Raw genomic sequence first — 26954 nt, forward strand, 5'->3', positions numbered from 1 at the left:
GTTTCGCCTCCATTGTTGAATTGTTTGCTTTTATTAAGCCCACCACATTTCAGTTAGTTCTTCTTTAAACATGGCTCCTTTTAATAGAGAGATTGCTTTTTTTAGTCCTTCATCAGTCGAAGCCAGCATATCTTCATGTTCAATTGAGATCACATAATCATAACCAACTGCTCGCAATGTGCTAATCATGTCTTTCCATAATTTCTCTTCATGTCCATATCCAACTGATCGAAAGGTCCATGATCGATCTAAAATCTCACTGTAGTGCTTCGTATCTAAAACACCGTTTACTTTTATGTTTTCTTTATCCAAATAGGTGTCCTTTGCATGGAAATGGAAGATCGCATTTTCACGTCCAAGCTTTTTAATCGCTGCAATTGGATCGATTCCTTGCCAAACTAAATGACTTGGGTCAAAATTTGCTCCAATGTTATCCCCTGCATGTTCTCGTAACTTTAACAATGTTTCAGGGTTATAAACGACAAATCCAGGATGCATTTCAAACGCAACTTGAATACCACGTGATCTGGCAAACTTCGCTTCTTCCTTCCAGTAAGGAATTATCACTTCATTCCACTGCCAGTTTAAAACCTCTGTAAATTCTGGCGGCCACGAGCATGTTACCCAGTTTGGATTTTTTGCTTCTTTATGATCTCCAGGACATCCGGAAAATCCATTTACAACAGGTATTTCTAATTTTTCAGCTAGAAGAACTGTTTTTCTCCACACCTCATGAGAATCATTGGCTAACTTCTTATTAGGGTGCAAAGGATTCCCATGGAAACTAAGTCCACTAATGGATAATCCTCTGCTTTCAATTGCTCTCATAAACGCCTTTGCTTTTTCAGGTGATTGAAGTAATTCATCTGGATCACAGTGATGGTTACCAGGATAATTTCCTGTTCCAAGCTCAACTGTTTCTAATCCCATTTCCTTCACTTTATCTAGCATCGTTTCAAACGGGAGGTTTTGATAAAGTGGTGTAAAAACACCTAGCTTCATGAGTAGACCTCCTTTTCTTGCTTGACTTTCACCCATTTCTGCTGTTGGTGACTTTCTAAGATAGCATCAGTAATACACATTGATAAGTGACCATCTTCAAACGTGGCAAAGTTAGGCTTATCTGTTTTAAGACTTTTTTCTTCTCTAACAAACGTATAGAAGTTTAGCATCATATTTTTTAATGCATCAGGCCAGCCTTCATTGTGACCACCAGGATGATGGATCGCAGTTTTTGCTTCTGCCGAGAATAAGCTAGGATCTGCTAACAAAATTTCGTTTGGTTTGTCTCGGTGACCAATCCACAATTTTTCCGGCTCCTCTTGATTCCAAAATACTGAACTCTTACTAGCATCTATTTCAAAACTCAGTCTATTTTTTCTTCCTGCACTTACTTGTGAAACGGTGAAAACACCTCTTGAGCCGTCCTCAAAACGAACCAGTACTGATGCATAATCCTCTGTATTGATGGCAACATCCTCATACTCCTGCCCCTCATAATTGACTGCGCTGAACGTATTACTGCCAGATATTGCTTTCTTTCTTACAGGGATAACCGTGGCAAGATCAGCAAAAACTTCTACGATTTTTTTCCCTGTTACATATTGAACCGTGTCACACCAATGTGAGCCGATATCTGCAATAGCACGGGATTTCCCCCCTACCTCTGGGGCTAATCTCCAGTTAAAATCGGTTTCATATAACAACCAATCTTGAAGATAGCTTCCATGTACCAAGTTGACTTTTCCTAGATCTCCGTTTGAAATCATCGCATGTAAATTTTGGACACTTGCATGCTGTCTATAATTAAAATTCACACCATGAACAACATCTTTTGTTTTAGCTAGAGCCAACAATTCTGCTGACTCTTCGCTGTTCATTGCTAACGGCTTTTCAGATATCACATGTTTACCAGCTAAAATGATGTCCTTATTTATCGCAAAGTGAACATGATTTGGCGTACAATTATGCACAACCTGGATCTCTTCATTTTTAAGCATTTCGCGGTAATCTCCATAAGCAAGTGAAATACCAAGTTCAGCAGCTTTTGTTTCCGCTTGCTCCCTACTTGTTTCTGCTAAAGCAACCACTTCTACAAATCCAAGTCTTCTAATTGCTTCGATATGAGTTGGCCCAATAAAACCTGTACCAATAATCCCGACCTTTATTTTTTCCATGTTTCATCCTCCTGTTCTGTCATTTCTTCTTGATGATTTCTTTTCTCTAGTTATCTCTTAATTGCTTTTTTACCGAAAGCTACAGCTAAAATGATGATAATTCCTTTTATAATCATTTGCTGACTAACATCCAGCCCCATAATGATAAGTCCATTATTAATTGTCCCAATCATTAAGGATCCTACAAGTGTTCCAATAATTGTCCCGACTCCACCAAAAAGACTTGTTCCACCTAAAATGACAGCAGCAATAACAGAAAGCTCATCTCCTTCACCGAACGAAAATCTTCCTGCGTTCATACGTCCTGCATAAAGTAAACCCGCTAAACCAGCCATTGCACCTGTTCCTAAGAAAACGAGCAACTTAATCTTCATTGTTTTTACACCTGAGAAACGTGCAGCGCTTTCATTACCACCAGTTGCTAATACTTGTCTTCCAAATGACGTCTTACGTAGTAAAACATGAGCAATGATTGTAAAGACAACAGTCCATAAAAGTAAAACCGGAATTGGCCCAATATCACCAGAACCAAAGATAAAGTTAAAATTTGAGTTAACAATTGGAACTGGAGCTGTATCTGTTACCCACATCGCAAGACCTTTTATCGCTCCCATTGTCCCTAGTGTTACTAGGAAGGAGGGAATTGCTACTTTTGTAACGAGTAAACCGTTAATTAGGCCAACCACAATACCTGTACCAACACCACCGATTAATCCGCCTATGATGCCATAACCTGCCTGTAGCGCTAATGCCCCAACTAATGAAGATAAAGCAGCAATCGATCCAACGGAAAGATCAATTTCACCTGTACTAATAACAAATGTCATTGCAAGTGCCATTAAAGAAATGGTTGCTGTTTGTCTCACAATGTTTAAAAGATTGCTTGAAGATAAAAACCCTTCATCATATAAATTGATAGAAAAGTAGATTAACACTCCTACGAAGGCAAAATAGACGATATAGTTACGCCATTCAAATTTCTTAAACATAGGTAATGCTGCTTTTTCTACTTTAGAAACCTTGGATTGCATATTGTAGATCCTCCTCTGATTTAATCTCAGTTCGTTGTAGTTCCTTTTTTATCTTGCCTTGATGCATCACAAGGACACGATCACTCATAGCAAGAAGTTCAGGGATTTCTGATGAAATGACAAGTATTGCCTTGCCGCTAATAGCTAATTCTCTAATAATGTCGATAATTTCTGTTTTTGCTCCAATGTCTACACCAATTGTTGGTTCATCAAGCAATAAAACGGTTGGGTTATTTGCTAACCATTTTGCAAGAACAATTTTTTGCTGATTTCCACCTGACAATAAGCCTGATTTTTTAAAGATATCATCAGTTTTAACATTTAATTTTTTGACAAGTTGATTACTTATTTCATTTGCTTTTTTGTTATCAATAAACAATCCTTTGTTCACTTTAGATAAGATTGGCAGAATCATATTGTCTTTCACACTATGTTCTAGAACCAATCCCTGCACACGTCGATCCTCGGGAATTAATGCAATCCCTGCATCTATTGCATTCTTAGCCGAATTAATTGAACGTTTTTGACCATCAACGTAAATTTCACCACTGTCTATTGAGTCAATTCCAAATAAACAACGGACTAATTCCGTTCGACCACTACCCATCAATCCAGCAATTCCTACTATTTCTCCAGGTTGTATTTTAAGATTAATATTTTGAACCTTATCTCCAGCGCTTACATTTTTCACCTCAAAAATCGGCGGTGCTTCTTTCGAGTATTCCCTCTCCTGATATTCAAAGGCTTGGTCAAATTCTTGTCCTACAATATGCTGAATAACTGTATCAAGATCAGTTTCACTACAATCCTCGGTTGTAATATATTGACCATCACGCAAGATCGTGATGCGATCACAAATTTCGAAAATCTCATCCATTCTGTGAGAAATATAAATAATTGCATAACCCTTTGCTTTTAATTGATTGATAAATTTGAATAATACTTCCGTTTCCGTTTGAGTTAACGAAGAGGTCGGCTCATCCATAATCAATATTTTCGCTTCCTGAGATAGTGCTTTTGCAATCTCAGTCATTTGCCAATAGCCAACTCCTAGATTCTGAACAACATCTGATGGTCTAATATCAACCCCAAGTTCCTTTAATAGAACCTCTGTTTTCTTTTCACATTCTTTATCATTTAAAAGCCCAAGTGATGTCTTATCCTCTCTCGTTAAAAAGATATTTTGGGCAACTGTAAGAGTTGGTACTAAGCTAAACTCTTGGAAGATCATTGAGATCTTATTTGCCTTTGCGTCATCAAAGCTTTTAATGCTTACAGGTTTTCCTTCAATTAAAATGTCTCCACTATCTGCTGTATAAACGCCAGTAAGGATTTTCATTAATGTTGATTTTCCGGCACCATTCCCACCCATCAAGGCATGTACTTCTCCTTTTTTCACTGAAAAGTTGACCTTGTTTAGGACCGTAATACCATTAAACGCTTTATTTATATTCTTCATTTCTAGAATAGGTTGATCCATTGTTTGTTCACCTTCCTTTGGTTATAGAGGCTATAAGAACCTGATAGCCTCTATATTATTTCCATGCATCTTTCACAGTAGAAGGAGCTTCAACTCCATAAATTAATTTCCAAGCATCAAGTACATTTTCTTTTGTTACTTCGATAGCAGGAGAAGCAACATAAATAGGAGCTTCTTTACCTAATAGACCATATCCTGAAAGAATGGCTTGTGCTACACCTTGGTCATAAGGTAATTGAGCACCTAACCCTTGAACGATTCCATCAGATGCTATTGAAATCGCTACATTTGTCCCTAAATCAACTGTTGTCACAACTAAGTCATCTCTTCCTGCTGTACGAGCAGCTGCCATAACACCTTCTGCCGGTACATCCCAAGGAGCGAAAATACCATCGATTTCTGGGTTTCTTGTCAGCATCGCTGAAGCAACTTCTTCTCCTTTATTCGGGTCCGTTATTCCACCTTGTGCTACGATTTCAATGTCAGGATATTTCTCTTTGATTGTTGCTTCAAATGCATCTGAGCGGTTTTTGGTTACAAAGAAGTTAACATCGTGATAAACGATACCAACTTTCCCTTTACCACCAATTTTTTCTGCCATAATGTCCGCTGCTAGAGCACCGTTTCCATAGTTGTCACCTGAAACAATACTGATGTAATCCTTACCTGCTTCAAGACCTTCTGCCGCTCCATCCATGAATACTAGTTTAACGCCTTGTTGTACTGCTTTTTTATAAGCTGGTGCAGTTGATACTGCATCAACAGGAACAGAAATCATGATATCTGGATCTTTCGCTAATACTGTTTCAATATCGTTTACTTGTTTCTCAGCCTTAAATTGTGCATCTGTTACAGCTACAACTTCAATTCCCATTTTTTCAAATGTGTCTTGCATTGCTCCAACAGCTGCATTCATATAATCTGTGCCTGAATAGTGCATAACAATTGCTGCTTTATAATTACCGTCCTTAATTTTTTGAAGCTCTTCCTCAGTTAACTGTAAAGACTTTGCAGAAACTGCTTGTTCACCATTTGGTCCTTTATCTAGAACTTCTATATCTGGAATCTCAGGATTTATTGTTAGTGGCCCTGATTCAGAGAGGTAATTTTCATTTTTTTCTGTGCTTCCTTCTGTTGTCTGTGCTTCTTCCTTATTTCCACATCCGATTATTACGCTAAAAACTAGTAGCAATAACACGGAAAGTAATAAATTCTTTTTCATTTCATAACCCCCAAATTTTTCATGTACTTTAATCTTTTGTAAGGTACAACTAGCGTTTTTTACAACCACCTCCTTTAAAGTTCAATTGGCAGAAATTTGTAATCGTTTACAAATCAACCGCAATTCGAAGCTAAAAATTAGCGCTTCTTAACTTATAGAGAAAATGAATGAAATCTAATTTCTTTCTTTATTTTGTAATCCATTACATTTTCTTTATAAAAATAAACTTTTTATCCCTGTTTACTAGGTTTAAAAGTTATGAGTGAATCGACATTTGTAACCGATTACATTAAACGTGTAATGATTTATTGATCTTTGAGCACGATTCTCTTATGACAAGACTGTCATCTAAAATATATTGATTTTTCTCGATTTTCTTTTTATCCATTAGCATGATTAATAGTTCCATCGCTTTAGACCCTATTTCAAAAGCTGGTTGTGAAATTGTGGTCAAAGCAGGCTCGAAAATAGAGGAAAAATGAATATTATCGAATCCAATAACCGAGATGTCTTCAGGCACTCTAAGGTTCATTGTTCTTATGGCTCTAATGGCACCCAAAGCCATTTCATCATTCGCTGCAAATACTCCTGTTGGCATTCTATTGAGCGCTAAGAACTTCTTCATTAAATTAAATCCGCTTTCATAATTAAAGTGACCTTCTTGTACTAGTACTGGATCTACTGATATGCTATACCTTGCCATCGCCTGGTAAAAACCCTTTAATCGATCCTGTCCTAATACACTATCAAGTGGTCCAGAAATAGTTCCTATTCTTCGGTGTCCTAACTGAATTAAATATTCTGTTGCCTTTCTAGCACTACTAACATTGTCAATTGAAATGGTTGGAATAGAAGATCCTTCAATATATTCACAGGCAAGCACTACTGGAAATTCATTAGCCATCTCTTCGACAATCTCTGGTTTCATTTTTGCTGTTAATAAGATCATTCCGTCTGCTTTTTTCTGACGGAGCATATCTAAATACCGACTTTCCTGTTCACTATCATTCCCAGCATCACCAAGTAAAACTTGGTATCCGTTAGCAGATGCAAGATTTTCTATTCCTCGTAGAACCTTTGAAAAGAAAGGATTAGATATATCCGGAATCACAACAATCACTGTTTTAGTTTCTGACGTCCTTAGCTGACGAGCTAAAACATTTGGATGATAGTTTAATTCTTTAATGGCTCTTAATACTTTGTTAATTGTTTCCTCTCTTACAGTATCAGGCTTACTTATGACTCTAGAGACTGTAGCAGTAGAAACATTTGCCTTCTTTGCAACATCTACGATTCTAACCATCTAAGACTCTCTTTTCTATTAACTTAATAATGTGTAATCGCAATCATTTTTATTTTGATAAAATGTATTGCTTGTTTATTTCTTAGTTATATCTTACCGGTTATTGAAAATCGAAAAAACATGGTTAAATTAATTTTTCACCATGCATTTTTAGTGTAGATGCAGGGATGATTGTTGGCTTTCTCAGTTGGAAATTATAGGCTTTAAACAGCAAAAAACCCTCAGAAATCTAAGGGTTCAGGAAAAATTTTAATTATCTCAACAAATCATTTACAGCCTCATCAGCCTTCGTTAATGCTTCTTCAACTGACATCTCTCCTAGTTGGGCAGCATGTAAATAACCAGTTACAATACTTTCCCATTGTTCCTCTTGTGGGAAGAATGGACGCGCTTTTGCTGTCTTCATTGCTTCATTTACTGCTTCGTATCGGCGAAATTTCTTAACATCAGTTCCCTTAACTTCCACTTGCTTAAGAGTTGGATCTAAATAGGAAGAGAGTCGGACTGGATCTCCCCCACCCATCTGAGCTTGTCTGATATCATTTTGTTTGCTTTCTAACCAAACCATAAATTTAAATGCTTCGTCAGGATGTTTTGATGTTCTGGGAATAACAATTGTCCATCCCGCTAGATGTGGTACAGATGCTTTCATTGCTGGCGTTTGGGCAAAATCCCATTGGCCAACAGTATTAGAATAGGCCTGATCATCTACCTTATCAGCTGCCCAAGACCAGTGAATAGCCATTGCAACTTTTCCTTTTGCAGCATCATCTGATACTTCTGAAAAAGTATAATCATTTATACCTGGAGGAGAGAATTGCAGTAAGTCAATCCACGTTTTTGTCGCCTCTATGACTTCTAGAGTTGATAATGATGATGTCATCTTATTCCAATCAATGACATCTCCACCGTTAGAATAGACAAATGTTAACCATGTGTGCACATTGCCAAACCCTTCACTAGCTTGTCCAGCCCAGCCATATATTTTTTTTCCATTTACAATTTTCCCATTAAAAAATTCAGCCATATCGCGAAATTGATCCATGGTTTTGGGAGGTGTTAGGTTATATCCGTATTTACTTTTAAACTCTGATTTCAATTTATTTTTTTTGAATAAATCAGAACGATACCAAAGGATATGAGGGTGGATCGTCTGTGGCAATCCATAATTATTACCACCTTCGCCATAAGCACCATTTTTTCCGTTCCATTGTGTTAGGGATAATGCTCTAGGTAAAAACACTTCCGTATCAACTTGTTCTTTTACCATATAGGTGTCCAAAGGGAGTAAACTATTAGTAGACACGAGTTCAGGTACCCAATTATAATCAACATTAAAAAGATCATAACTAGCATTACCAGCAATCGAAAGAGACATTTTTTGAAAAATCATGTCGCGTCTGACCAACTCAATATTTACAGATACACCTGTTTCCTCCTCATATTCTTCCGCTAATTGTTGGGTTACCTCTCCCCATGTCGTGTTAAGAAAAACACCATTTAAAGATATTTGCTTTTTCACCTCGACCTCTTTATTTTCTTCCAAGCCCTCTTCTTGCTTTCTTAATGGTTGATTGCAAGAGGTTAAAATAAAAGAGCTCACAAGTATAAACATCAAGAGAGTAAAGTACTTAGTCAATAATCTCCCCCCTTTCGTTAACTATTGTTCCTCACGAACTGGATGACGAATGATCACTCTAAAGCCTTGATTATGATCTTCATCAACTTTTATTCCATAATCAGTTCCAAAATGAATCTGAAGTCGTTTATGAACATTTTTTAAACCAATGCCATGATGTACATGACTTGAGTTTTTTTCTTTATCCAATTTGTTACTCGTCAGTCCTGGCCCGTTATCTTCAATAATAAAAATAATATCCTGTTCAATACGCTTAGCTGTTAACAGAATTTTCCCTTTTCCTTCTGGGAGGTTACTAATTCCATGCTTGATGCAATTTTCTACGATTGGTTGAAGGATTAGCTTGATGACGTTAAATTTTAAAATCGTTGGATCTACCTGAACAAACACTTTAAATAAACGATTACTTCTTAGCTTTTCTATGTCTAAATAATTCTTAGCATGCTCAAGTTCTCTTTCAATCGTTGTCCACTCATTATTATTATTTAAACTGAATCGAAGTAAGTTAGCTAATTTCGTTACCATTAGTGCAATATTTTTTTCGTCTACCTTTTCTGCTCTCCACTTAATTGCATCTAATGTATTATAGAAAAAATGTGGATTAATTTGATGATTTAATGTCTGAAGCTCAAAATTCCGCTTGTCAGATTCCATCTTTTTTGTTTGTTCAATAAGTTCAGACATTCCTGTAATCATTTGGTTAAACCCACCAACAAGCTGACCAATCTCATCTTTTCTAGACCTTTCCATACGGAAATGCTTCAATACTCCAATTCGAACTTTTTCCATATGTGAGACGAGAGCCTTAATTGGTAATGTAAAATTACGAACAATAAAAACAAGGTAAATCGAAACAATGAATATACTGATCACAACAATCCACAAAGTAAAGTTTTTTATTTGTTCAATATTTCCTGTAACCTCTTTGTTTGGCAGGGCAGTGATTAATTTCCATCCCTGCTCATTTAATTGAGTTTCAGCAATATTCCAATCCTCTTCTGGTACAAATTTTTCATGATAAAGAGAAGAGTTTGCGTCAGAAATAATGTTATTTTCTTGATCAACAATCATCGTATTATAATTTTCAAAAGATGAGGGGAAGGATAATTCCTCTCGAACAAGTGAATCAGGAATTTTTAGAACAATAACACCAAGTGGTTCAAAATAATAGGATGAACGAACCGCTCTTATATAAGTAAAAACTGGCTTATTTGAAGATTCATCCCAATAATGGTACCAAATCCCTTTCTCTTTCAAATCAAAGGCTTTTAACATCATTTCCGTACTTGGCTTAAAATCATTTCCATTAATTAGGTCCAAATAATTTGGATAATACTTCATTTGTTTTGGAAAGACATATACTCCGTACGTCCCTTTTAACTGGGCAATAAGTTGACTGATCCGATTGATAAAAGCTTTTTCTTCTATATAAGATGTTGGTGGATGACTTTGCAAGAGCTTTTGTAACTGTATAGATGTCACCATTTTTTCTGATTCAATTTCTGCATCTTTTAATAAACGATTAACCTGCTTTTTATTCAATTCTATATTGTCATGAAGAAGCTGAGAGGTAACCTTTTCTAACTGAGACTTAGATCGATCATATGATAAATAACCTAATAATGCTAAAGGAATAATAATGGATAAGGCTATAAAGACAAACATTTTGTTAAATAAATTATCTTCTATTCTTACCTTTCTAAATTTCATTTTCCGTACCTATACTCTTTGGGTGTTTGACTTGTTCTTTTTTTAAAAATAGTACCGAAATGCTGTAGATTTTGATAGCCTACAGATTCCGCAATCTCATATACTTTCAAACTTGTTTCTCTTAGGAGTGATTTCGCTTTGTTAATCCTCGTCTCTGTTAAAAAATCCATATATGTTTGTCCCGTTTCTTTTTTAAACAACTGACTTAGCCAGACTGGATGTAAGGATAGCTCGTCTGCGATCATTTGTAAACTCAAATTCTCCATGTAATTAGAATGAATTATTTGAATGGCTCTCTCAATGATTGAATTGGTAGCATGTGTTGAAACCTCATGACCAACACTCGTTAAATACTCAGATAAGACCTCTTCATATTCTTCTAATGTGGTACATTCATCAACCTTTTCCCATACACTCATTGGAATATCTTTAAGCTCCTTTGAGGTTTTTTCACTTATACTTGCAAGGATTTGTGACAAGTAGTTTAATGTTTTTCGCGTGATATCGTCTCTTGATTCAAGACCATCAAGTAATATAACCTGTTGAAAGAAAACCTTTACCACCTGACGAATGCTTTCTTCATCCTTATTTATAACTAATGATGCTAAATGGTTAGCGGTTGTAAGGTCTGTAGACATCAGATGATTAGATTTTACATAGTCCTCGCGATTTGTTAGAGAGCTTATTTGAAATTCTTTTAGTGTAGAGTTGTAAGCTGCATGCATCTCCTCAAATGACGATACTTTTGTGCTAATGCCTATTGCTAACTCGATTTTTTGATATTCCTTTACCTTTTTGTGAATGGACCTAGCTATTTCCTCGGCATCTTCAATAGTTGTTAATAATACCCATCGATTTTTAGTGTCTTTAAAAAGGAGTGAGTGCATATGATCTTGGATCACATCTTGCATAATATTTCCTATCACAAAAGTCTTTAATTGATTTTCTTCTGTAAAAGGTTTCCCGTCAGGATAGCCATTTACATCAAAAATAAGGAGTGAGAAGGATTTATTCACTATCCAATCAATATTCCATAAACACAGTCTATGATAGAGATGTTCCTCAAGAGGTGTTCTTTTTAAACAAAATTCGACTAAATAGTTATCCCTCATAGAACGTGTTCCAATCTCTGCAAATGTCTTCTGCTGCTCAGTATACTGAAGTAGTTCTTTTTCCTCTTTTATCATTGAAAGAGTCCTGTTTACCTTTTCTGTAAACTCCTTTGTGCTATAAGGTTTCAATAAATAATCTACCGCACCAAAGCGTATACTTCTTCTCGCATATTCAAAATCATCAAAACCGCTTACAATAATAACCTTTGGTTGGTAGTCTTTATTTACAACCTCTTCAATTAAATCAAGACCAGATATACCTGGAAGCATAATATCAGTAATAATTAATTCTGGATAGTGTTTAAAAATGACCTCTCTTGCATCTTCCGCATTATTTGAGGTGTGCAATTCTACTTCAACATTATATAGAGAATCAATAGCCTTTTTCATTCCCATTAAGGAATCTGGCTCGTCTTCAATTAATAATAACCTCAATCTTTTACCCTCCATTCAGTGGGAAATTACATTTATATTAACCAGAACAAGTTTTAGTGGTCAATTAAAATAAAAATATGTTCTAGAATTGATGAATTTATGGGGAAATTTGTATTTAAACAATTCATTGATTTAGATAAGAATAACACGGGGTTTATTCCTTATTAGAGAAGAACCAAGGCTTATTTAAAAAGCCTTGGTTAACTAATACAAATTACTATTTTTCTACTGCATGTCCACCAAATTCATTTCGCCAACAAAGTATGTGAAAAAACCCTTTAGTTTTAAAATCCTACATCAAACCATCTAAGTAGCCTCCAAACTTTTTTTACAAATTATCACAAATAGTTTTTAGAGTTAATTATCCTATGTCGGGGAAAATACCCAAGTACTAGATTAAAAAGGAGGATAACTTTGAATGGACTCTCAAAAATTAGCTCTACACGAATCTTTGGACTTACATGAAGTTATTAACTTTAAAACACTTTGTGTTGCAAAATCAAAGTTAATGCAAGGACTAGCTTTTGATCAAGACCTTAGAAACCTAATGCAAAAAGATGTTGATCAATCCATCCAGGCACTAAATGAGTTACAGGCAATTTATCAGCGTGCGCCTTTTGAAGCTCCTGTCCCACAAAATCGTCCAACGCCAATTATCAACTGAAAGGAAGGTTACAAGCATTGAACAATGACTATTTAGACCCGATTAATTCGTTACATGTTCCTGAGCTTGCAGATACAACTTTTGCAATGGATTTTCTTATTCGTGCAAAAGAGGCGGTAAGAAATACGGCTGTGGCTTTAACCGAAACCTCTTCACCTGACTTAAGAGTCATGTTGCGAAAGCAATTAATGCAGAGCATCGCCATGCATCAAGAAATTACTGAACTTATGGTTGAGAAAAAATGGTTTCATCCACATGATTTAAAAGAGCAATATAAATTGGATCAGCTTTCTGCCAAAAACACAATTATGGTTGGAAACATGAATCTATTTCCTATTGAGACCAATCGAAAAGGTATGTTTGACCGTACACCCGATGAACATTAATATTGGAGGTTATACAGTATGAAGGCCGTAACATATCAAGGCATCAAAAATGTTGAAGTGAAAGAAGTTGAAGATCCAAAAATCCAAAAGCCCGATGATATGATTATTAAAGTAACAAGTACGGCGATTTGTGGATCTGATTTACATTTAATCCATGGAATGATTCCAAATATGCAAGAAGACTATGTGATAGGGCATGAACCAATGGGGATCGTTGAAGAGGTTGGTCCAGAAGTAACTAAATTGAAAAAAGGAGACCGCGTCATTATTCCCTTTAATATTGCCTGTGGTGAATGCCAATATTGTAAAAACAACCTTGAGAGTCAATGTGATAATGCAAATGATAATGGTGATATGGGGGCCTATTTCGGTTATTCTGGTAATACAGGTGGTTACCCAGGTGGTCAAGCTGAATACTTAAGAGTCCCTTTTGCCAATTTTACTCATTTTAAAATACCAGAAACCTGTGAAGAACCTGATGAGAAATTAAGTGTTATTGCAGATGCAATGTCCACTGGCTTTTGGAGTGTTGATAATGCAGGTGTAAAAGACGGAGATACTGTGATTGTTCTAGGATGTGGACCAGTTGGCCTTTTTGCTCAAAAGTTTTGTTGGTTAAAAGGAGCAAAACGAGTAATTGCTGTAGATTATGTCAAATACCGTTTAGAACATGCGAAACGTACAAATAAAGTTGAGATCGTTAATTTTGAAGACCATGAGAATGTAGGAAGTTACCTTAAGGAAATCACAAAAGGCGGAGCGGATGTTGTCATTGATGCAGTTGGCATGGATGGAAAAATGACCGAAATGGAGTTCCTAGCAACGGGGTTAAAGCTTCAAGGTGGTGCCATGAGTGCAATTGTTATGGCTTCCCAAGCCGTTCGTAAAGGAGGGACCATCCAAATTACAGGCGTGTACGGTGGTCGATATAACGGATTCCCACTAGGAGATATCATGCAGCGTAATGTAAATATACGCTCTGGACAAGCTCCGATGATCCACTATATGCCATACATGTTTGAATTAGTTTCCACTGGCAAGATTGATCCAGGTGATGTTGTCAGTCACGTTCTGCCACTAAGTGAAGCTAAACGTGGTTATGAAATTTTTGACACAAAAACAGACAATTGTATTAAAGTCGTATTAAAACCATAAGGAAGGAGAATATAAGTATGGATTATGCTTTACATGAAGTGCTTGAGGTTCAGGAAATAGCCTCATTTAAAACAACCTGTTTAACAAAGTCCAAAACGATGAGAGCTCTTGTATCCGAGCAAGAGTTAAAAGACATCATGCAGCAAGACATTACGATATCAAGTCGTCAGTTAGATGAATATTCTTCTATTTTATCTAAAGCACAAGGAATGCATTATTTAGGAGATGAATAAACATGAACTCAATCGTAGAAAATTTTACTGGCATGAATGCAATGTCTGATCAAGTCATAGCCACTGACTTATTGATTTCAGCAAAAAGTGGTGTTAGAAACTATGCAATGGCAGTTACTGAAGCAGGTACGCCTGAAATTAAACACACTCTTACTCGCCACCTAGAGGAAGCACTTGACATGCATGAAAAAATATCGAACTATATGGTCTCAAAAGGATGGTATCATGCTTATAATACCAAGGAACAAATTCAACTTAATTTACAAAATATTAGTACAGCTATGAATTTACCGACCCTATAACCTAGTAGAGGAACTATTTTTATTAAAGAAAACAGTTCCTCTATTATCATTATAGTTTGAAGCGATTAACGAGCCCATTCAACTCATCAGCCATGGATGATAGATCTTTTGCAGAAGAGCTAATTTCCTCCATTGAAGCAAGTTGTTCCTCAGTTTAAGCAGCAACTTCTCCTGTGCTAAAGGAATTAACTTAATTAGGTATAATAAATGGTCATGTTATTGGAGTTTTATAACAATGTATATGAGTTATTTTCTTTCGCGTATCTTTCAAAGATGGTTTTTCAGAATAAATACAAAACAGGATTACACAAACGTTACTTCTCCAGACCTTCACCCGTTTCAATTTGATACTGGTCTTTTTATCCGCCCTCTACTTTTTTGTGAACTCCGTAGCAATGCAAATTCGCACGAAGTAATAATAAGGAAAATTTTTTGGGGTTATACTAAATGTATAATTAATAAAAATAAGGAGGAACAATTATTGGATCGTTTACATGAATTTGACAATATTCTTTATGGTAGAAAAGAGAATACTGATTCATTAATTAATTATTGGGTAGACTACTCTAACCCTCTTACGTGGCAATTTTGGATTCTGATTGCTATTCTTTTAGTACCCCTGATAATTCTTTACTTCAAAATTGATCGGAGCAAAGTATTTCTAATTGGTTTTTTCGGGTATAACGTTCATGTTTTTTTTACATTTATCGATCTTTACGGCATAAATAGAGGTTATTGGCATTACCCTTATCAAGTAATCCCTGCTCTTCCAAGCATTTCATTAGACACCGCCTTAGTTCCAGTGGCTTTCATGCTTATTTATCAATTGACATTAAACCATCAGAAAAATTATTACATATACGCTATAATAATGGCTGCTATATTTGCATTTATTTTAAAGCCGATATTAGTAAATATTGGTCTTTTTAGAATGTACGGTAGTATAAATTACTTTCATTTATTCATCGGTTACATATTTGTCCTATTAATATCCAAATGTATAACTTGGATATTTCATAAATTATATAACCCTAATTTTTCAGCTGAATAAGGATTAGTATAGTACTCATAAAATCTGGGTACTTTCTTAATTTGTTATTCTTTATATCACTATTTTTGCAATTTTTGTCAGTTCAACAGTAAAAGACGCTTGCTTTTCTAATTAATAGTCCGATTGTATAAACCATTATTGAAGGAATTTAATTGATCAGAAGGTAAACCCCCTAAATGTTTTTGGGGCTCCTACATAGAGAATACCAATCGCCTCTCCTTTATTATCTTTAATTAGCATATAAGCCGTTTGATAGGTTTGTCCAGCCACAGTTGCTTGACCATAATAGTTATTGCCTTCTTTTAGCACAGCATATCTACAGCTTGATGTGACACTTTTGTACCAACAGCTCAATCCCCATTTAACTTTCGCATTATTTGCGATACGTGGATCTCCTCGAAAGATTAATATATAATAACTACCTTAACTACCTTTGGTATGCTGCAATCACTCTTACAATTTTTTCACATTCATTTCATGTTAAAATATTTCGAATGAATCTATTAAATTTGAAAAGATGAATCTGGCATGATATTTGTTATGGAGTTTGTCAGGAGGTAGTGAAAGATGATAGTAAAGATAATTTTGTAATTAAACTTACACATTATACTTACCTTTATCTTAACTTAATAAAAAATATAGATACTTTCAGGAATATTAGATGAACTTATGACTGTTAAATTTTTCACAACCTGTCCATATACTATATGAAATAAAATAAAGATTTTTTAATGAGTTAATGAAAAAGGTACTTTTATAGAAGGACTATCTTAAATAATGTTTGAGATCATTTTACCCCCTGTAATCTTTTGAAATACTAACAATTCAGTAAACCACGAAAACAGATGTTGCAATAATTCCAACAACCATATCAATCTTCATTATATTATTTCACCCATTAAAAAGGTCAATATTAAGTCTTCTACGCTCCGATGCTCTTCAATTGTGTTTCTGCTCTGAATTATAATATTTATAAGAGAGAGGTCGTTTATAATCTGTACCTTCAAATTTACATTGCTTAGGATATCAAATTCTTATTTAATAGTTAATTTATCTTCTAGATTATGAAGTTACCTACCTTAATATTGAAAAACGGAGTTCCTCTAGTTGTTGAGTTTCTGTCTGATAAATACTAAAATCAGTATCAGAAGATACTTTTTCACTTCCGATTATTCCATTTATCTCTTTTTCGATATTTCCGCAATAAGGATATTGAACTACAGTAATTTGCAAACCAGCAATTTCGTCAACAATATTTCGCGACAATTCGGGATTGTTAGCGATGAGAAATAACTGATCTTCAGTAATAAGTAATCCGAATTTTTCTTTTTCTAAATTATAAGGTAATTCGTTAAGATCACCACAAGTTAGCCATGAAATATTATCAAGCCTTCGTAAGAGTACAGCTTTATACTCTTTCTCTTTCAAATACTCTCTTAAAATAGCTAGTTTTAATTGAACATACTCTAGTCTTTTTGAAATTGTCCCTACCATTTTTCAAGTTTTCCCTCCTTCTAAGGTAATTTCACTAAGAAGAATTCCCTTATTATAAATAAAATTCCTATTTTTATTTTTCACTCAATAATACTTAGCATTTTTTTATTAGAAAGAAACATAAAAACATACTATTTATCTCTTATCACTTTGTGTTGTAACCTCATAAAGGATTGATTTTCCATCCTTCTTTGTTAAACTATTTTTTCTCCATATGATATTAGTTAATAAAGCACTTAATAAGATTAATACGATTCCCAATTTTTGAGTTTGAGCAAGGATTTCTTGAAACAGGAAATAACTTAACAATACAGTTACAATCGGTTCAAAAATACTTAGTAACGCTGCTTTTGAACTTCCAATACGCTGTATTCCCATCGCAAAAGTTAGAATAGATAAAAAAGTTGAAAAAAACGCAACTCCTAATATAGGAAACCATCCCAAAGAATGGAATTCTAGTGTAAAATCTTCTCTAAACATTGAAAATATAAATAATGCTATTGTGGCAAAGCTTGTCACAAAAGCGGCACTAACAAATAGATTTATGTCGGCTTGTATTTTTTCAGTTAGAAGAATATAACCGGAATACAAAACGGCACAACCTAACCCACATATAAGGCCAATTATATTAATTTGACTAAAATCTGCACCGAGCATAAAGTAAAGCCCGATTAAGGAAAATAGAATAACTACTATTTGGAATTTTTCAAACGATTGCCTAGACAATAAGCTATTTAAGATGACAACAAACACTGGATACAAGTAATAAACCGTAGACGCTAATGAGACTGGTAGTAAGGAAAATGATGTGAACAAGAGAATACCCATCGCTGCGTAACCTCCAGTCCCCATTATAAATAGTATAGGAATTTGTTTAACCTTCAATTGATAAGGAATTTTTTTATACAATATCCAAGACCAAAATAATACTGCTGCAAAGAAAAATCTGAAAAATAAGAGAGTACCTATGCTAATATTAAATGCATAAGCATATTTTGCGAGAATACCCATTACACCAAAACAAGAGGCGGAAACCAAAACAAGAAACGAGCCATATATATTTTTATTCATCTAATTCCACCAATCTCGATTCTTCCCTTTTTAATGGTTTTGATCATCCTTTGGACGCAACTATAAAAATTGATTATAGTGAAAAATTACAAGTCTATTTATTTAATTTTTTAAAATGCAATGTTATCATGTGGAATTCATCATTTTATGTCAACCTAATTTAGTAGATAAAGCAAAACATGGTCGTCACTTAATTAAAAACCTTTGCTTATAAGACTTAGCGAATTTGTTTCATCAATTTTTGCATAGTTTCTATCTCTCCATCTAATTGACGACTTAAATTTAACACCTCCGGATCAGAGAGCCGTTTATCTTTCGATATTCTATATAGATCCTTCCTGTGTTTATTAATACTTTTTTTCAATTCCAAAATATTTTTCAGAATCACTGATATATCACCTTTCTATCATTAGAAAATTCTCCAAATAGACATCACGTGATTAATCTAGCACCTATAAATCAATTGCGTAAACTTAACGCTTAAAAAAAAGACACAGATTAAACACTATTACACTTTAAAAAAATATTTATGTGTAATTATTAATGATAATCTGTGTCCGCATAAATATAAGGGGGATGGGTCCTTTATTCTAAAGGCCTGTATTAATCAACGTATAAGAAGCGATTGAAAGTATGAAGAGGTTCCAATCCGTTCTTACGCACAACCACTTGATCCTCTGTACGAACGCCTCCAATTCCCGGAACAATCAACGACAATTCATACGCAAAGGTTTGTCCTTCTTCCAGAACATTAGCACAACCTGGCCCGATTTCTGGAATATCTTCTTCAGGATCCATACCTGTAGCATGGGCACCTGTACGGCCTTCACTCACTTCTACTAAGTACTCATCTACCCCGTGCTTTCTAAACGCTTCGCGAATAACTCGGTCAGCTTCAATTCCTGTCATACCGGCATAGATTTTTTGTAAACACTCTTCATACCCAAGTGAACAAGCTTCCATTAGACGTTTCGCTTCATCTGATACATTACCATAACAGATTGTACGAGCATTGTCGGAAGCGTAATCATTTACGCGAATTCCGTAGTCCATCATAACAAGTTCACCACGACGGATTGGACGTTCAGTTGGACGTTTAAAGAGTACATCCGTATGTTCTCCCGCCTGAATCATGATGTCATAAGCAATGGCATGGCCACCATTTGCAAACATTGCTGCGTAAACCAAAGAAGTTGCTTCCAATTCGGTAATTCCTTCGCTGTCTCTTAATAGATCCATAAGCATTTGGATACCAGCATTACTTACACGAGCTGCACGCTTCATTGATGCGATTTCTGCTTCATTTTTCACTGATTTCAATTGCTCGATAATCGTAGAACGTTGTACATCTGCATCACCGAATGCATCATTAATCGGGAACCAGAACTCTAGATCCATGAACGTATAACCGCTAATACCAATTTTCTTTGGTTTGTCTTTTGCAGCACGTTCTTTTAGGAATGGAGCCCATTCTGAACGAATTTCACGGATATCTCCTCCTAACACACACATTGCAGAACTACCGTGTGCTGAAGGAATTTCACTACTTGGAAGGAAGAAAACAGGGTCACGGTCAGGTACTAAGTACATTAACATCGGTTGTGGATAAACGCCATCAATTGTACGATAATTTACTAACCAGCGGATATTTGACATTCTGTAGCAATCTCCGAATACGATTAAAGCATCTAAACCTTCATCCACAATCTTTTGTTTGGCAATTTCAACGCGTGCTTTGTACTCTTCGTTCGTGATTGTTTCGCCAGGCCCTTGGAACTCTCCATAACGGATTAATTTTTCAAATCTACCAGGTAACCATTTTAATGCTGCTTCTGAAATCATACTTTTATTCCCCTCTCAAATAATAATTATAAAAATATCCCTAATCTTATCTCACTACAAATCTATTAAATAGAATTCCATGCAGGCTTCTCGTTTGATTCATCCAATTAAGTAAAATGTTATAAAAGGTAGTCATCCTACATGGAATTTATTTACTTAATCAACATATAAGAAACGATTAAATGTATGGAGAGGCTCCAATCCATTTTTGCGCACAACCACTTGATCCTCTGTACGAACGCCTCCAATTCCCGGAACAATCAACGACAATTCATACGCAAAGGTTTGTCCTTCTTCCAGAACATTAGCACAACCTGGCCCGATTTCTGGAATATCTTCTTCAGGATCCATACCTGTAGCATGGGCACCTGTACGGCCTTCACTCACTTCTACTAAGTATTCATCTACCTCGTGCTTTCTAAACGCTTCGCGAATAACTCGGTCAGCTTCAATTCCTGTCATACCGGCATAGATTTTTTGTAAACACTCTTCATACCCAAGTGAACAAGCTTCCATTAGACGTTTCGCTTCATCTGATACATTACCATAACAGATTGTACGAGCATTGTCGGAAGCGTAATCATTTACGCGAATTCCGTAGTCCATCATAACGAGTTCACCACGACGGATTGGACGTTCAGTTGGACGTTTAAAGAGTACATCCGTATGTTCTCCCGCCTGAATCATGATGTCATAAGCAATGGCATGGCCACCATTTGCAAACATTGCTGCGTAAACCAAAGAAGTTGCTTCCAATTCGGTAATTCCTTCGCTGTCTCTTAATAGATCCATAAGCATTTGGATACCAGCATTACTTACACGAGCTGCACGCTTCATTGATGCGATTTCTGCTTCATTTTTCACTGATTTCAATTGCTCGATAATCGTAGAACGTTGTACATCTGCATCACCGAATGCATCATTAATCGGGAACCAGAACTCTAGATCCATGAACGTATAACCGCTAATACCAATTTTCTTTGGTTTGTCTTTTGCAGCACGTTCTTTTAGGAATGGAGCCCATTCTGAACGAATTTCACGAATATCTCCTCCTAACACACACATTGCAGAACTACCGTGTGCTGAAGGAATTTCACTACTTGGAAGGAAGAAAACAGGGTCACGGTCAGGTACTAAGTACATTAACATCGGTTGTGGATAAACGCCATCAATTGTACGATAATTTACTAACCAGCGGATATTTGACATTCTGTAGCAATCTCCGAATACGATTAAAGCATCTAAACCTTCATCTACAATCTTTTGTTTGGCAATTTCAACGCGTGCTTTGTACTCTTCATTCGTGATTGTTTCGCCAGGCCCTTGGAACTCTCCATAACGGATTAATTCTTCAAATCTACTAGGTAACCATTTTAATGCTGCTTCTGAAATCATACTTTTTCCCCTCTCAATTCTTATATTAATAATCTGTGAATCCTATCATTAATAAGCGACCACTGTTTTACTTATATTCTGTATTAAGTGCCCAATCTGCATAGGCTTCCACATAATCTACATTTGTTTGATCAACAATGACAGTTGGAACATTTTGAATTTTATCTATGCTATATCCAAGAACTTTTGTTGTGAAAACTGATTTAATAAACTCACGTCCCATATCAACCGGACCAACATTAACAGTCGCTGTCAACTTTCCTTGACGGATAGATTCAAAACCTGATTTAAGACCGTCGGCACCAATAACCATGATTCCATCTTTTCCGTCCCATAACTTCAGCCCACGTGATTCTACAGCCTGAACAGCTCCAAGAGCCATTTCCTCATTCTCTCCATAAATCAGATTCACATCAGGATTTGCTTGAAGCAGGTTTTCTGCTGCCTGCATGCCTTTGTCTCGAACATAGTCACCACGTTGTTCACCAACAATTTCCATATCAGGATATTGCTCTATAGCCTCAACAAATCCATTTTTACGTGAGGTAGACCAGTGTCCAGGTAATCCCCAAATCAAAAGAATCTTTCCTTTTCCTTCTAGTTTTTCCGCTGCATACTGACCTACTAAATAACCAGCCTGATAATGGTTGTTGTAGCTGATAACGGAAGTTGCTTTTAATTCTTCTTCATCCCACATTTCAGCAGGCATATTGAACATAAAAATGGATGTTCCCTGCTCCATTGCTTTCTCATAAACAGCATTCATAGAGTCAAAGTCTCCTGCAGAACTCACTAATATTGCATCAAACCCTTTAGCGGTCCAGTTCTCAATTGTAGCAACTTGAGATTCCACAGATTGATGCTCACTTGGTGCTGACATTTCGAATACAATATCAACTCCAAAACGATCACTTAATTCATTCATCATCGTGTTAGCACCATGCTCAATAATATCGTAGAATTCAGAAGCGGCTGGAGGTGTAAATCCAATTTTAAGTGTTTTTTCTTCTGCTGCTTCTCTAACAAACTTCTCAAAATTTTCATCGCCCCATTGATAAGCCGTACCGCTAGATTCAGTGTTACTTGATTGATTAGAAGCGGTATCATTATTACTTTTACAACCTGTAATCATCAAAGATGTAATGAGGACGAAGATAATGATTAGTTTTCTGTTCAATTTTCCAAAAGGCATGTGTTTGGACCTCCTTAATTTCCCAAAGCTTTTTTTAGAACATTCAGCTTAATGCTGACTTTTGCCAACCCCAGAACAGACTCTATTTCACCTCCTTTCAGGTAAGTCAATAAAGAATTCCATTTACAATTTCCTTTATAATCCAAAGCTTTTTTCTACTGTTTTTGTTTAATGTTTCCACTCCACGTATTTACCGTTACTGCAATAAGGATAATGGCACCCACGACCATTGTTTCCCAGTACGGGTCAACGTTTAGTAGATTCAAAGAGTTATTAATTAAAGATAGAATAATAGCCCCGAATGCAGTTCCAACAAGACTTCCTTTTCCCCCTGCTAAGCTGGTACCTCCGATGATAGCAGCAGCAATAGCTGTTAACTCGTAGTTCTTCCCCATTTCTGGGTGAACAGTAGCAAGACGGGAAGCTAGGATAATCCCTACTATGGCTGCGATTAATCCTGATAAGGCATAGACCTTAATTCGCAGTAAATCTACTTTAATTCCAGATATCCTTACCGCTTCCTCACTGCTTCCAAGCGCTAGTACGTGACGGCCAAACCGCATTTTCCGATAGATAAATAGAAGAACTATAAATGTTATCAACGCAAGTATGATAGGAAACTGTATATTAAGAAATCGTCCTTGACCAAGGAAATCAAAATTACTTTTCATATAACTTCGGAAGGGTATCGCCTCAGTCCAAACATATAGGATACCTCGAGCAACAACCATCATAGATAATGTGGCAATAAATGGAGATACTCCTAATTTAGTAATGACAAATCCATTCACAATACCTATAATGAGACCAACGCACAAACCGCCTGCAATAGCCAAGACAATATTTACATCGTTAAAAAGTAACCATGCCGTCATTCCGCCTGAAATACCGATGATAGATCCAACAGATAAATCAATACCACCTGTAGAAAGTACAAATGTCATGCCAAATGCCAATATCATGACGAACGCAGATTGCTGAAGTACGTTCATAAGATTGATGTAGCTAAAAAAATGTTCAGAGGCGAATGACATTACGATCATAATAATCGCTAAGAAAATGATAAGACCTATGATCTGTCTATCCATTCTCAGCATTCTATTAGGAATCGAAGATATGCTTGGTTGAGGATGTATAATTGATTCTTGAGTTTTATTTTCCAATTTCGTACCCTCCTTTATAAGTTGCTAGTTAAAAAGTTACGAATTCCATTAATTGGTTTTCACTGATGTAAAACGCTCTGCGCCTACTGCAATCACAATAATTAAACCGGTAATGATCAAACGATAAAACTGATTTACTGCTAAGAGATCCAATCCATTTGACACAAGTGCAAGTATAACTGCACCTCCAACTACCCCCACTACACTACCCTTTCCTCCGAACATACTGGTACCTCCAATAACAGCAGCAGCAATTGCATCTAATTCATAAGCATCACCCATTAATGGTTGTACTGAAGTAAGACGTGAAGTAAGCAAAATTCCAGCTACTGCAGCGAGTAAACCTGAGAGTGCATATACTCGAATTTTGACACTATCAGTGGAAATCCCCGATAAATGTGACGCTTCTTTGTTAGATCCTACTGCTATAACCCGACGTCCAAAGCTCGTTGAATGAAATAGAAAGTGACATATGACAAATACGATAAAAGTTATGACAACAGCCATAGGTATTCCGAGAAAGCTTCCCTGAGCAAGAAACTTAAATCCAGGTGTTGACAAATTCCTAATTGGATCTTCAGACGTTAACAGAAATAACAGACCTCGTGCGATATAGAGCATAGCGAACGTCGCCAAAAAGGGAGAGATACGAAGCTTTGTGATGACTAAACCGTTAAATGCTCCGATTAATGCCCCTAAGATCATCCCAGCCAATATAGCAATCCACATGTTTGTACCACTCATCATCAGCCATCCTGTGACACCACCACATAGTCCAAGGACAGATCCCACTGATAGATCAATGCCCCCCATCGATAGGACAAACATAGTTCCAAAAGCAACAATCATAACAAATACAGATTGCAAAAGTAAATTTGAAATATTTTCAACCGAGAGGAAGGTAGGCGATGAAACAGATAAAAAGAGAAACATTATGATTAGAATGAATAATACTCCTATACCTTCACGTTTAAAAATTGATAGTGGGTTCTTAGCAATAGTAATTTCCTTTGAGTTAATCATCATGTATGACCTCCTGAAGCGTACATCATTATGTTCTCTTCTGTGGCTTCCTCACGTGAAAACTCTTTCACAAATTCCCCTTTGTGTATGACATAGATTCGATCGCATAGACCCATCAGCTCCGGTAGTTCAGAAGAAACCAAGAGAACTCCTCCTCCATTTTGCACAAACTCTGCTATAAGATTGTACACTTCAACTTTCGCTCCAACATCAATTCCTTGGGTTGGTTCATCAAATATTAACACCTTTGACTCTGTGAAGAGCCATTTGGCTAGAATAACTTTCTGTTGGTTCCCTCCACTCAAAAACCTTACTTTTTGATGAATTGTCGGAGTTTTAATTCCTAATCGTTGAACATAATCTTCAGCTATATGCGATTCTTTCTTTTTCTTAAGCACAAGCTTATTTGCTATGATCCGATCCATAGCGGCCATCGTAATATTATGACTTACCGATAGGTCTATTAACGCACCATGCATTTTCCGATTCTCTGGAAGAAGGCCAATACCAGCTTTTATGGCATCCTTTGGGGATTTTATTTTACAGGACTTTCCTCCCACTTCAACATTGCCTGAATTGATGGGATCCGCTCCTACTACAGCCCGTAAAGTCTCTGTTCGTCCAGATCCGGCAAGTCCTGCTATGCCTACAATCTCCCCTTTACGGAGATTAAAATTTATATTTTTTAAAATACCTTGTCGATTTAAATCGGTAACCCGCAAAACCTCTTCGCCGACAGGTACTTCCTTTTTCACAATATAATTGGACACTTCTCGACCAACCATCATTGATACGAGCTGATCAATATTTGTTTCGCTCTTATTTACTGTCGCCACATTTTTTCCGTCACGCATTACATGCATACGATCAGCTAACAGGAACAACTCACGCAGATGATGTGATACATAGATAATGGACACACCCTGTTCCTTCAAAGTTCGAATGAAATCAAATAATACTTCCCTTTCATGGTCAGCAAGCTGAGCTGTTGGCTCATCCATAATGACAACTGAAGCTTTAAAAGAAATTGCTTTAGCTATCTCGATTACGCGATTTTTCAATGCACCAAGCTCTTTTACTGGCACATGAAGATCCTCCACTGTAGAAAAAAACTTTCGGTATAACTTTTCAGTTTCCTCATACATGGTTTTTTCGTCCATCGATCTTAAACCGGTCATAACGATTTCACGACCTAGGTATAAGTTCTGAACTGCTGTTAATTCGGGTGCAAGAGTAGGCTCCTGAAAAATTGTACTAATGCCAAGTTCCTGCGCATGTTTGGTATCTTTTATTTCAACAACTTTTCCATTTACTCGAATCTCTCCGCTAGTCTTTTGATATAAACCTGAAAGAATCTTAATTAAAGTTGATTTACCTGCACCATTTTCTCCTACCAGTGCAAGCACTTCTCCCTTACGTATTTCAAGCGATACACCTTCTAGTGCCTTAACACCTGGAAATTCCTTCGTTATTCCGGTCAAAGAAATAAGGACTTGATCGTCTTCTACTATCATCTGTTATTTTTCACTCCTATCTAAAATAGATTTTTGCCCAAGCACCCAGATATAAAATCCTTTCCTTTTCACCCATATAACACATAGGAAAAGTCAGAATTATAGGTTGATCTTTTCATTCGTCACCCCCTTTATTCTCATTTAATCAAGAACTGTCAATTTTGATGTCTTTCTTATCCTTGTTTATTTGCCTGAGTGATTAGCACATCGTCTATGATCAAAATATACCCAAAAATGTAAGCCCTAACAAGGTGGTGATATTTAGATAGGGTAGGTAATATTCAGATAAGTGTAAAAAAAGGAAAAATAACTTCGGTATTTTTTCAAAAGTAAGAACTTTTTCCTTTTCATTTTCTCTTT

General features: G+C 36.1%; 25 protein-coding genes. 6 read left to right on the forward strand and 19 right to left on the reverse strand.

The features are described 5' to 3' along the window. Positions 1 to 33: 33 nt before the first annotated feature. The 9 genes from WCV66_RS25225 to WCV66_RS25265 all read right to left on the reverse strand — a co-directional run bounded on the left by WCV66_RS25225 (position 34) and on the right by WCV66_RS25265 (position 12109). Complete coding sequence (locus WCV66_RS25225; protein WP_338787336.1) at positions 34 to 1002, reverse strand: sugar phosphate isomerase/epimerase; 969 nt, start codon at positions 1000 to 1002, stop codon at positions 34 to 36. Further along, a complete protein-coding gene (locus WCV66_RS25230) occupies positions 999 to 2177 on the reverse strand; it encodes a Gfo/Idh/MocA family oxidoreductase (RefSeq protein ID WP_338787337.1) in 1179 nt (392 codons plus the stop codon). Before WCV66_RS25230 ends, WCV66_RS25225 begins: the two co-directional genes overlap by 4 nt. A gap of 50 nt (positions 2178 to 2227) precedes the next feature. Then, a complete protein-coding gene (locus WCV66_RS25235) occupies positions 2228 to 3208 on the reverse strand; it encodes an ABC transporter permease (RefSeq protein ID WP_338787338.1) in 981 nt (326 codons plus the stop codon). Beyond that, entirely contained in the window at positions 3189 to 4688 is a 1500-nt protein-coding gene (locus WCV66_RS25240) for a sugar ABC transporter ATP-binding protein (protein ID WP_338787339.1), read from the reverse strand. The genes WCV66_RS25235 and WCV66_RS25240 overlap by 20 nt, the downstream gene beginning before the upstream one ends. Before the next feature lie 55 nt (positions 4689 to 4743). Next, a complete protein-coding gene (locus tag WCV66_RS25245) occupies positions 4744 to 5910 on the reverse strand; it encodes a substrate-binding domain-containing protein (RefSeq protein WP_338787340.1) in 1167 nt (388 codons plus the stop codon). A 289-nt stretch (positions 5911 to 6199) separates the two neighbouring features. Then, on the reverse strand, positions 6200 to 7213 hold the full coding sequence (locus WCV66_RS25250) for a LacI family DNA-binding transcriptional regulator (RefSeq protein WP_338787341.1): 1014 nt from the start codon (positions 7211 to 7213) through the stop codon (positions 6200 to 6202). A gap of 253 nt (positions 7214 to 7466) precedes the next feature. Continuing rightward, on the reverse strand, positions 7467 to 8852 hold the full coding sequence (locus WCV66_RS25255; protein ID WP_338787342.1) for a sugar ABC transporter substrate-binding protein: 1386 nt from the start codon (positions 8850 to 8852) through the stop codon (positions 7467 to 7469). Positions 8853 to 8873: 21 nt separating this feature from the next. Beyond that, entirely contained in the window at positions 8874 to 10562 is a 1689-nt protein-coding gene (locus tag WCV66_RS25260; protein WP_338787343.1) for a sensor histidine kinase, read from the reverse strand. After that, positions 10559 to 12109 (reverse strand): response regulator, encoded by a 1551-nt coding sequence (locus WCV66_RS25265; RefSeq protein WP_338787344.1) that lies wholly within the window; start codon positions 12107 to 12109, stop codon positions 10559 to 10561. The genes WCV66_RS25260 and WCV66_RS25265 overlap by 4 nt, the downstream gene beginning before the upstream one ends. 418 nt (positions 12110 to 12527) lie before the next feature. Between WCV66_RS25265 and WCV66_RS25270 the strand changes: the two genes are divergently transcribed. The 6 genes from WCV66_RS25270 to WCV66_RS25295 all read left to right on the forward strand — a co-directional run bounded on the left by WCV66_RS25270 (position 12528) and on the right by WCV66_RS25295 (position 15900). Further along, positions 12528 to 12773, forward strand: a complete 246-nt coding sequence (locus WCV66_RS25270; protein WP_066323642.1) for a spore gernimation protein GerQ — start codon at positions 12528 to 12530, stop codon at positions 12771 to 12773. Between the two features lie 17 nt (positions 12774 to 12790). Beyond that, the gene (locus WCV66_RS25275; protein WP_338787345.1) at positions 12791 to 13159 is read left to right on the forward strand and encodes a spore coat protein; all 369 of its coding nucleotides are present in this window, start codon (positions 12791 to 12793) and stop codon (positions 13157 to 13159) included. Between the two features lie 18 nt (positions 13160 to 13177). Beyond that, a complete protein-coding gene (locus WCV66_RS25280) occupies positions 13178 to 14314 on the forward strand; it encodes a zinc-dependent alcohol dehydrogenase (RefSeq protein ID WP_338787346.1) in 1137 nt (378 codons plus the stop codon). Between the two features lie 17 nt (positions 14315 to 14331). Next, positions 14332 to 14547: a hypothetical protein gene (locus WCV66_RS25285; RefSeq protein ID WP_338787347.1), complete on the forward strand. Its 216-nt coding sequence runs from the start codon at positions 14332 to 14334 to the stop codon at positions 14545 to 14547. 2 nt (positions 14548 to 14549) lie between these two features. Then, on the forward strand, positions 14550 to 14849 hold the full coding sequence (locus WCV66_RS25290) for a spore coat protein (protein WP_338787348.1): 300 nt from the start codon (positions 14550 to 14552) through the stop codon (positions 14847 to 14849). A 481-nt stretch (positions 14850 to 15330) separates the two neighbouring features. After that, positions 15331 to 15900 (forward strand): CBO0543 family protein, encoded by a 570-nt coding sequence (locus tag WCV66_RS25295; RefSeq protein WP_338787349.1) that lies wholly within the window; start codon positions 15331 to 15333, stop codon positions 15898 to 15900. Between the two features lie 156 nt (positions 15901 to 16056). On the opposite strand, the gene WCV66_RS25300 is transcribed toward WCV66_RS25295, so the two are convergent. The 10 genes from WCV66_RS25300 to WCV66_RS25340 all read right to left on the reverse strand — a co-directional run bounded on the left by WCV66_RS25300 (position 16057) and on the right by WCV66_RS25340 (position 26594). Beyond that, positions 16057 to 16254, reverse strand: coding sequence for a cache domain-containing protein (locus WCV66_RS25300; protein WP_413789618.1), 198 nt, complete (start codon positions 16252 to 16254; stop codon positions 16057 to 16059). Positions 16255 to 16974: 720 nt separating this feature from the next. After that, positions 16975 to 17394, reverse strand: a complete 420-nt coding sequence (locus tag WCV66_RS25305; RefSeq protein WP_338787350.1) for a hypothetical protein — start codon at positions 17392 to 17394, stop codon at positions 16975 to 16977. 135 nt (positions 17395 to 17529) lie between these two features. Beyond that, entirely contained in the window at positions 17530 to 18465 is a 936-nt protein-coding gene (locus WCV66_RS25310; RefSeq protein WP_338787351.1) for a DMT family transporter, read from the reverse strand. 217 nt (positions 18466 to 18682) lie between these two features. Then, entirely contained in the window at positions 18683 to 18853 is a 171-nt protein-coding gene (locus tag WCV66_RS26955) for an aspartyl-phosphate phosphatase Spo0E family protein (RefSeq protein ID WP_413789619.1), read from the reverse strand. 215 nt (positions 18854 to 19068) lie between these two features. Continuing rightward, complete coding sequence (locus WCV66_RS25315) at positions 19069 to 20307, reverse strand: Xaa-Pro peptidase family protein (protein ID WP_338787352.1); 1239 nt, start codon at positions 20305 to 20307, stop codon at positions 19069 to 19071. Positions 20308 to 20463: 156 nt separating this feature from the next. Then, on the reverse strand, positions 20464 to 21702 hold the full coding sequence (locus WCV66_RS25320) for a Xaa-Pro peptidase family protein (protein ID WP_338787353.1): 1239 nt from the start codon (positions 21700 to 21702) through the stop codon (positions 20464 to 20466). Between the two features lie 67 nt (positions 21703 to 21769). Beyond that, positions 21770 to 22894: a sugar ABC transporter substrate-binding protein gene (locus tag WCV66_RS25325; RefSeq protein ID WP_338787354.1), complete on the reverse strand. Its 1125-nt coding sequence runs from the start codon at positions 22892 to 22894 to the stop codon at positions 21770 to 21772. A gap of 155 nt (positions 22895 to 23049) precedes the next feature. Then, positions 23050 to 24057 (reverse strand): ABC transporter permease, encoded by a 1008-nt coding sequence (locus WCV66_RS25330; protein ID WP_338787355.1) that lies wholly within the window; start codon positions 24055 to 24057, stop codon positions 23050 to 23052. 48 nt (positions 24058 to 24105) lie between these two features. Then, positions 24106 to 25083, reverse strand: a complete 978-nt coding sequence (locus tag WCV66_RS25335; RefSeq protein WP_338787356.1) for an ABC transporter permease — start codon at positions 25081 to 25083, stop codon at positions 24106 to 24108. Further along, positions 25080 to 26594 (reverse strand): sugar ABC transporter ATP-binding protein, encoded by a 1515-nt coding sequence (locus tag WCV66_RS25340; protein WP_338787357.1) that lies wholly within the window; start codon positions 26592 to 26594, stop codon positions 25080 to 25082. Before WCV66_RS25340 ends, WCV66_RS25335 begins: the two co-directional genes overlap by 4 nt. Between the last annotated feature and the right edge of the window lie 360 nt (positions 26595 to 26954).

This window comes from Metabacillus rhizosphaerae (genome assembly GCF_037201795.1).
GTDB classification, from domain to species: domain Bacteria; phylum Bacillota; class Bacilli; order Bacillales; family Bacillaceae; genus Metabacillus; species Metabacillus rhizosphaerae.

Excerpts from the sequence above, each read along its gene's own strand:
- WCV66_RS25225 (WP_338787336.1), bottom strand. The coding sequence starts at position 1,002 with ATGAAGCTAGGTGTTTTTACACCACTTTATCAAAACCTCCCGTTTGAA.
- WCV66_RS25230 (WP_338787337.1), bottom strand. The coding sequence starts at position 2,177 with ATGGAAAAAATAAAGGTCGGGATTATTGGTACAGGTTTTATTGGGCCA.
- WCV66_RS25235 (WP_338787338.1), bottom strand. The coding sequence starts at position 3,208 with ATGCAATCCAAGGTTTCTAAAGTAGAAAAAGCAGCATTACCTATGTTT.
- WCV66_RS25240 (WP_338787339.1), bottom strand. The coding sequence starts at position 4,688 with ATGGATCAACCTATTCTAGAAATGAAGAATATAAATAAAGCGTTTAAT.
- WCV66_RS25245 (WP_338787340.1), bottom strand. The coding sequence starts at position 5,910 with ATGAAAAAGAATTTATTACTTTCCGTGTTATTGCTACTAGTTTTTAGC.
- WCV66_RS25250 (WP_338787341.1), bottom strand. The coding sequence starts at position 7,213 with ATGGTTAGAATCGTAGATGTTGCAAAGAAGGCAAATGTTTCTACTGCT.
- WCV66_RS25260 (WP_338787343.1), bottom strand. The coding sequence starts at position 10,562 with ATGAAATTTAGAAAGGTAAGAATAGAAGATAATTTATTTAACAAAATG.
- WCV66_RS25270 (WP_066323642.1), top strand. The coding sequence starts at position 12,528 with ATGGACTCTCAAAAATTAGCTCTACACGAATCTTTGGACTTACATGAA.
- WCV66_RS25280 (WP_338787346.1), top strand. The coding sequence starts at position 13,178 with ATGAAGGCCGTAACATATCAAGGCATCAAAAATGTTGAAGTGAAAGAA.
- WCV66_RS25285 (WP_338787347.1), top strand. The coding sequence starts at position 14,332 with ATGGATTATGCTTTACATGAAGTGCTTGAGGTTCAGGAAATAGCCTCA.
- WCV66_RS25290 (WP_338787348.1), top strand. The coding sequence starts at position 14,550 with ATGAACTCAATCGTAGAAAATTTTACTGGCATGAATGCAATGTCTGAT.
- WCV66_RS25305 (WP_338787350.1), bottom strand. The coding sequence starts at position 17,394 with ATGGTAGGGACAATTTCAAAAAGACTAGAGTATGTTCAATTAAAACTA.
- WCV66_RS25310 (WP_338787351.1), bottom strand. The coding sequence starts at position 18,465 with ATGAATAAAAATATATATGGCTCGTTTCTTGTTTTGGTTTCCGCCTCT.
- WCV66_RS25315 (WP_338787352.1), bottom strand. The coding sequence starts at position 20,307 with ATGATTTCAGAAGCAGCATTAAAATGGTTACCTGGTAGATTTGAAAAA.
- WCV66_RS25320 (WP_338787353.1), bottom strand. The coding sequence starts at position 21,702 with ATGATTTCAGAAGCAGCATTAAAATGGTTACCTAGTAGATTTGAAGAA.
- WCV66_RS25325 (WP_338787354.1), bottom strand. The coding sequence starts at position 22,894 with ATGCCTTTTGGAAAATTGAACAGAAAACTAATCATTATCTTCGTCCTC.
- WCV66_RS25335 (WP_338787356.1), bottom strand. The coding sequence starts at position 25,083 with ATGATGATTAACTCAAAGGAAATTACTATTGCTAAGAACCCACTATCA.
- WCV66_RS25340 (WP_338787357.1), bottom strand. The coding sequence starts at position 26,594 with ATGATAGTAGAAGACGATCAAGTCCTTATTTCTTTGACCGGAATAACG.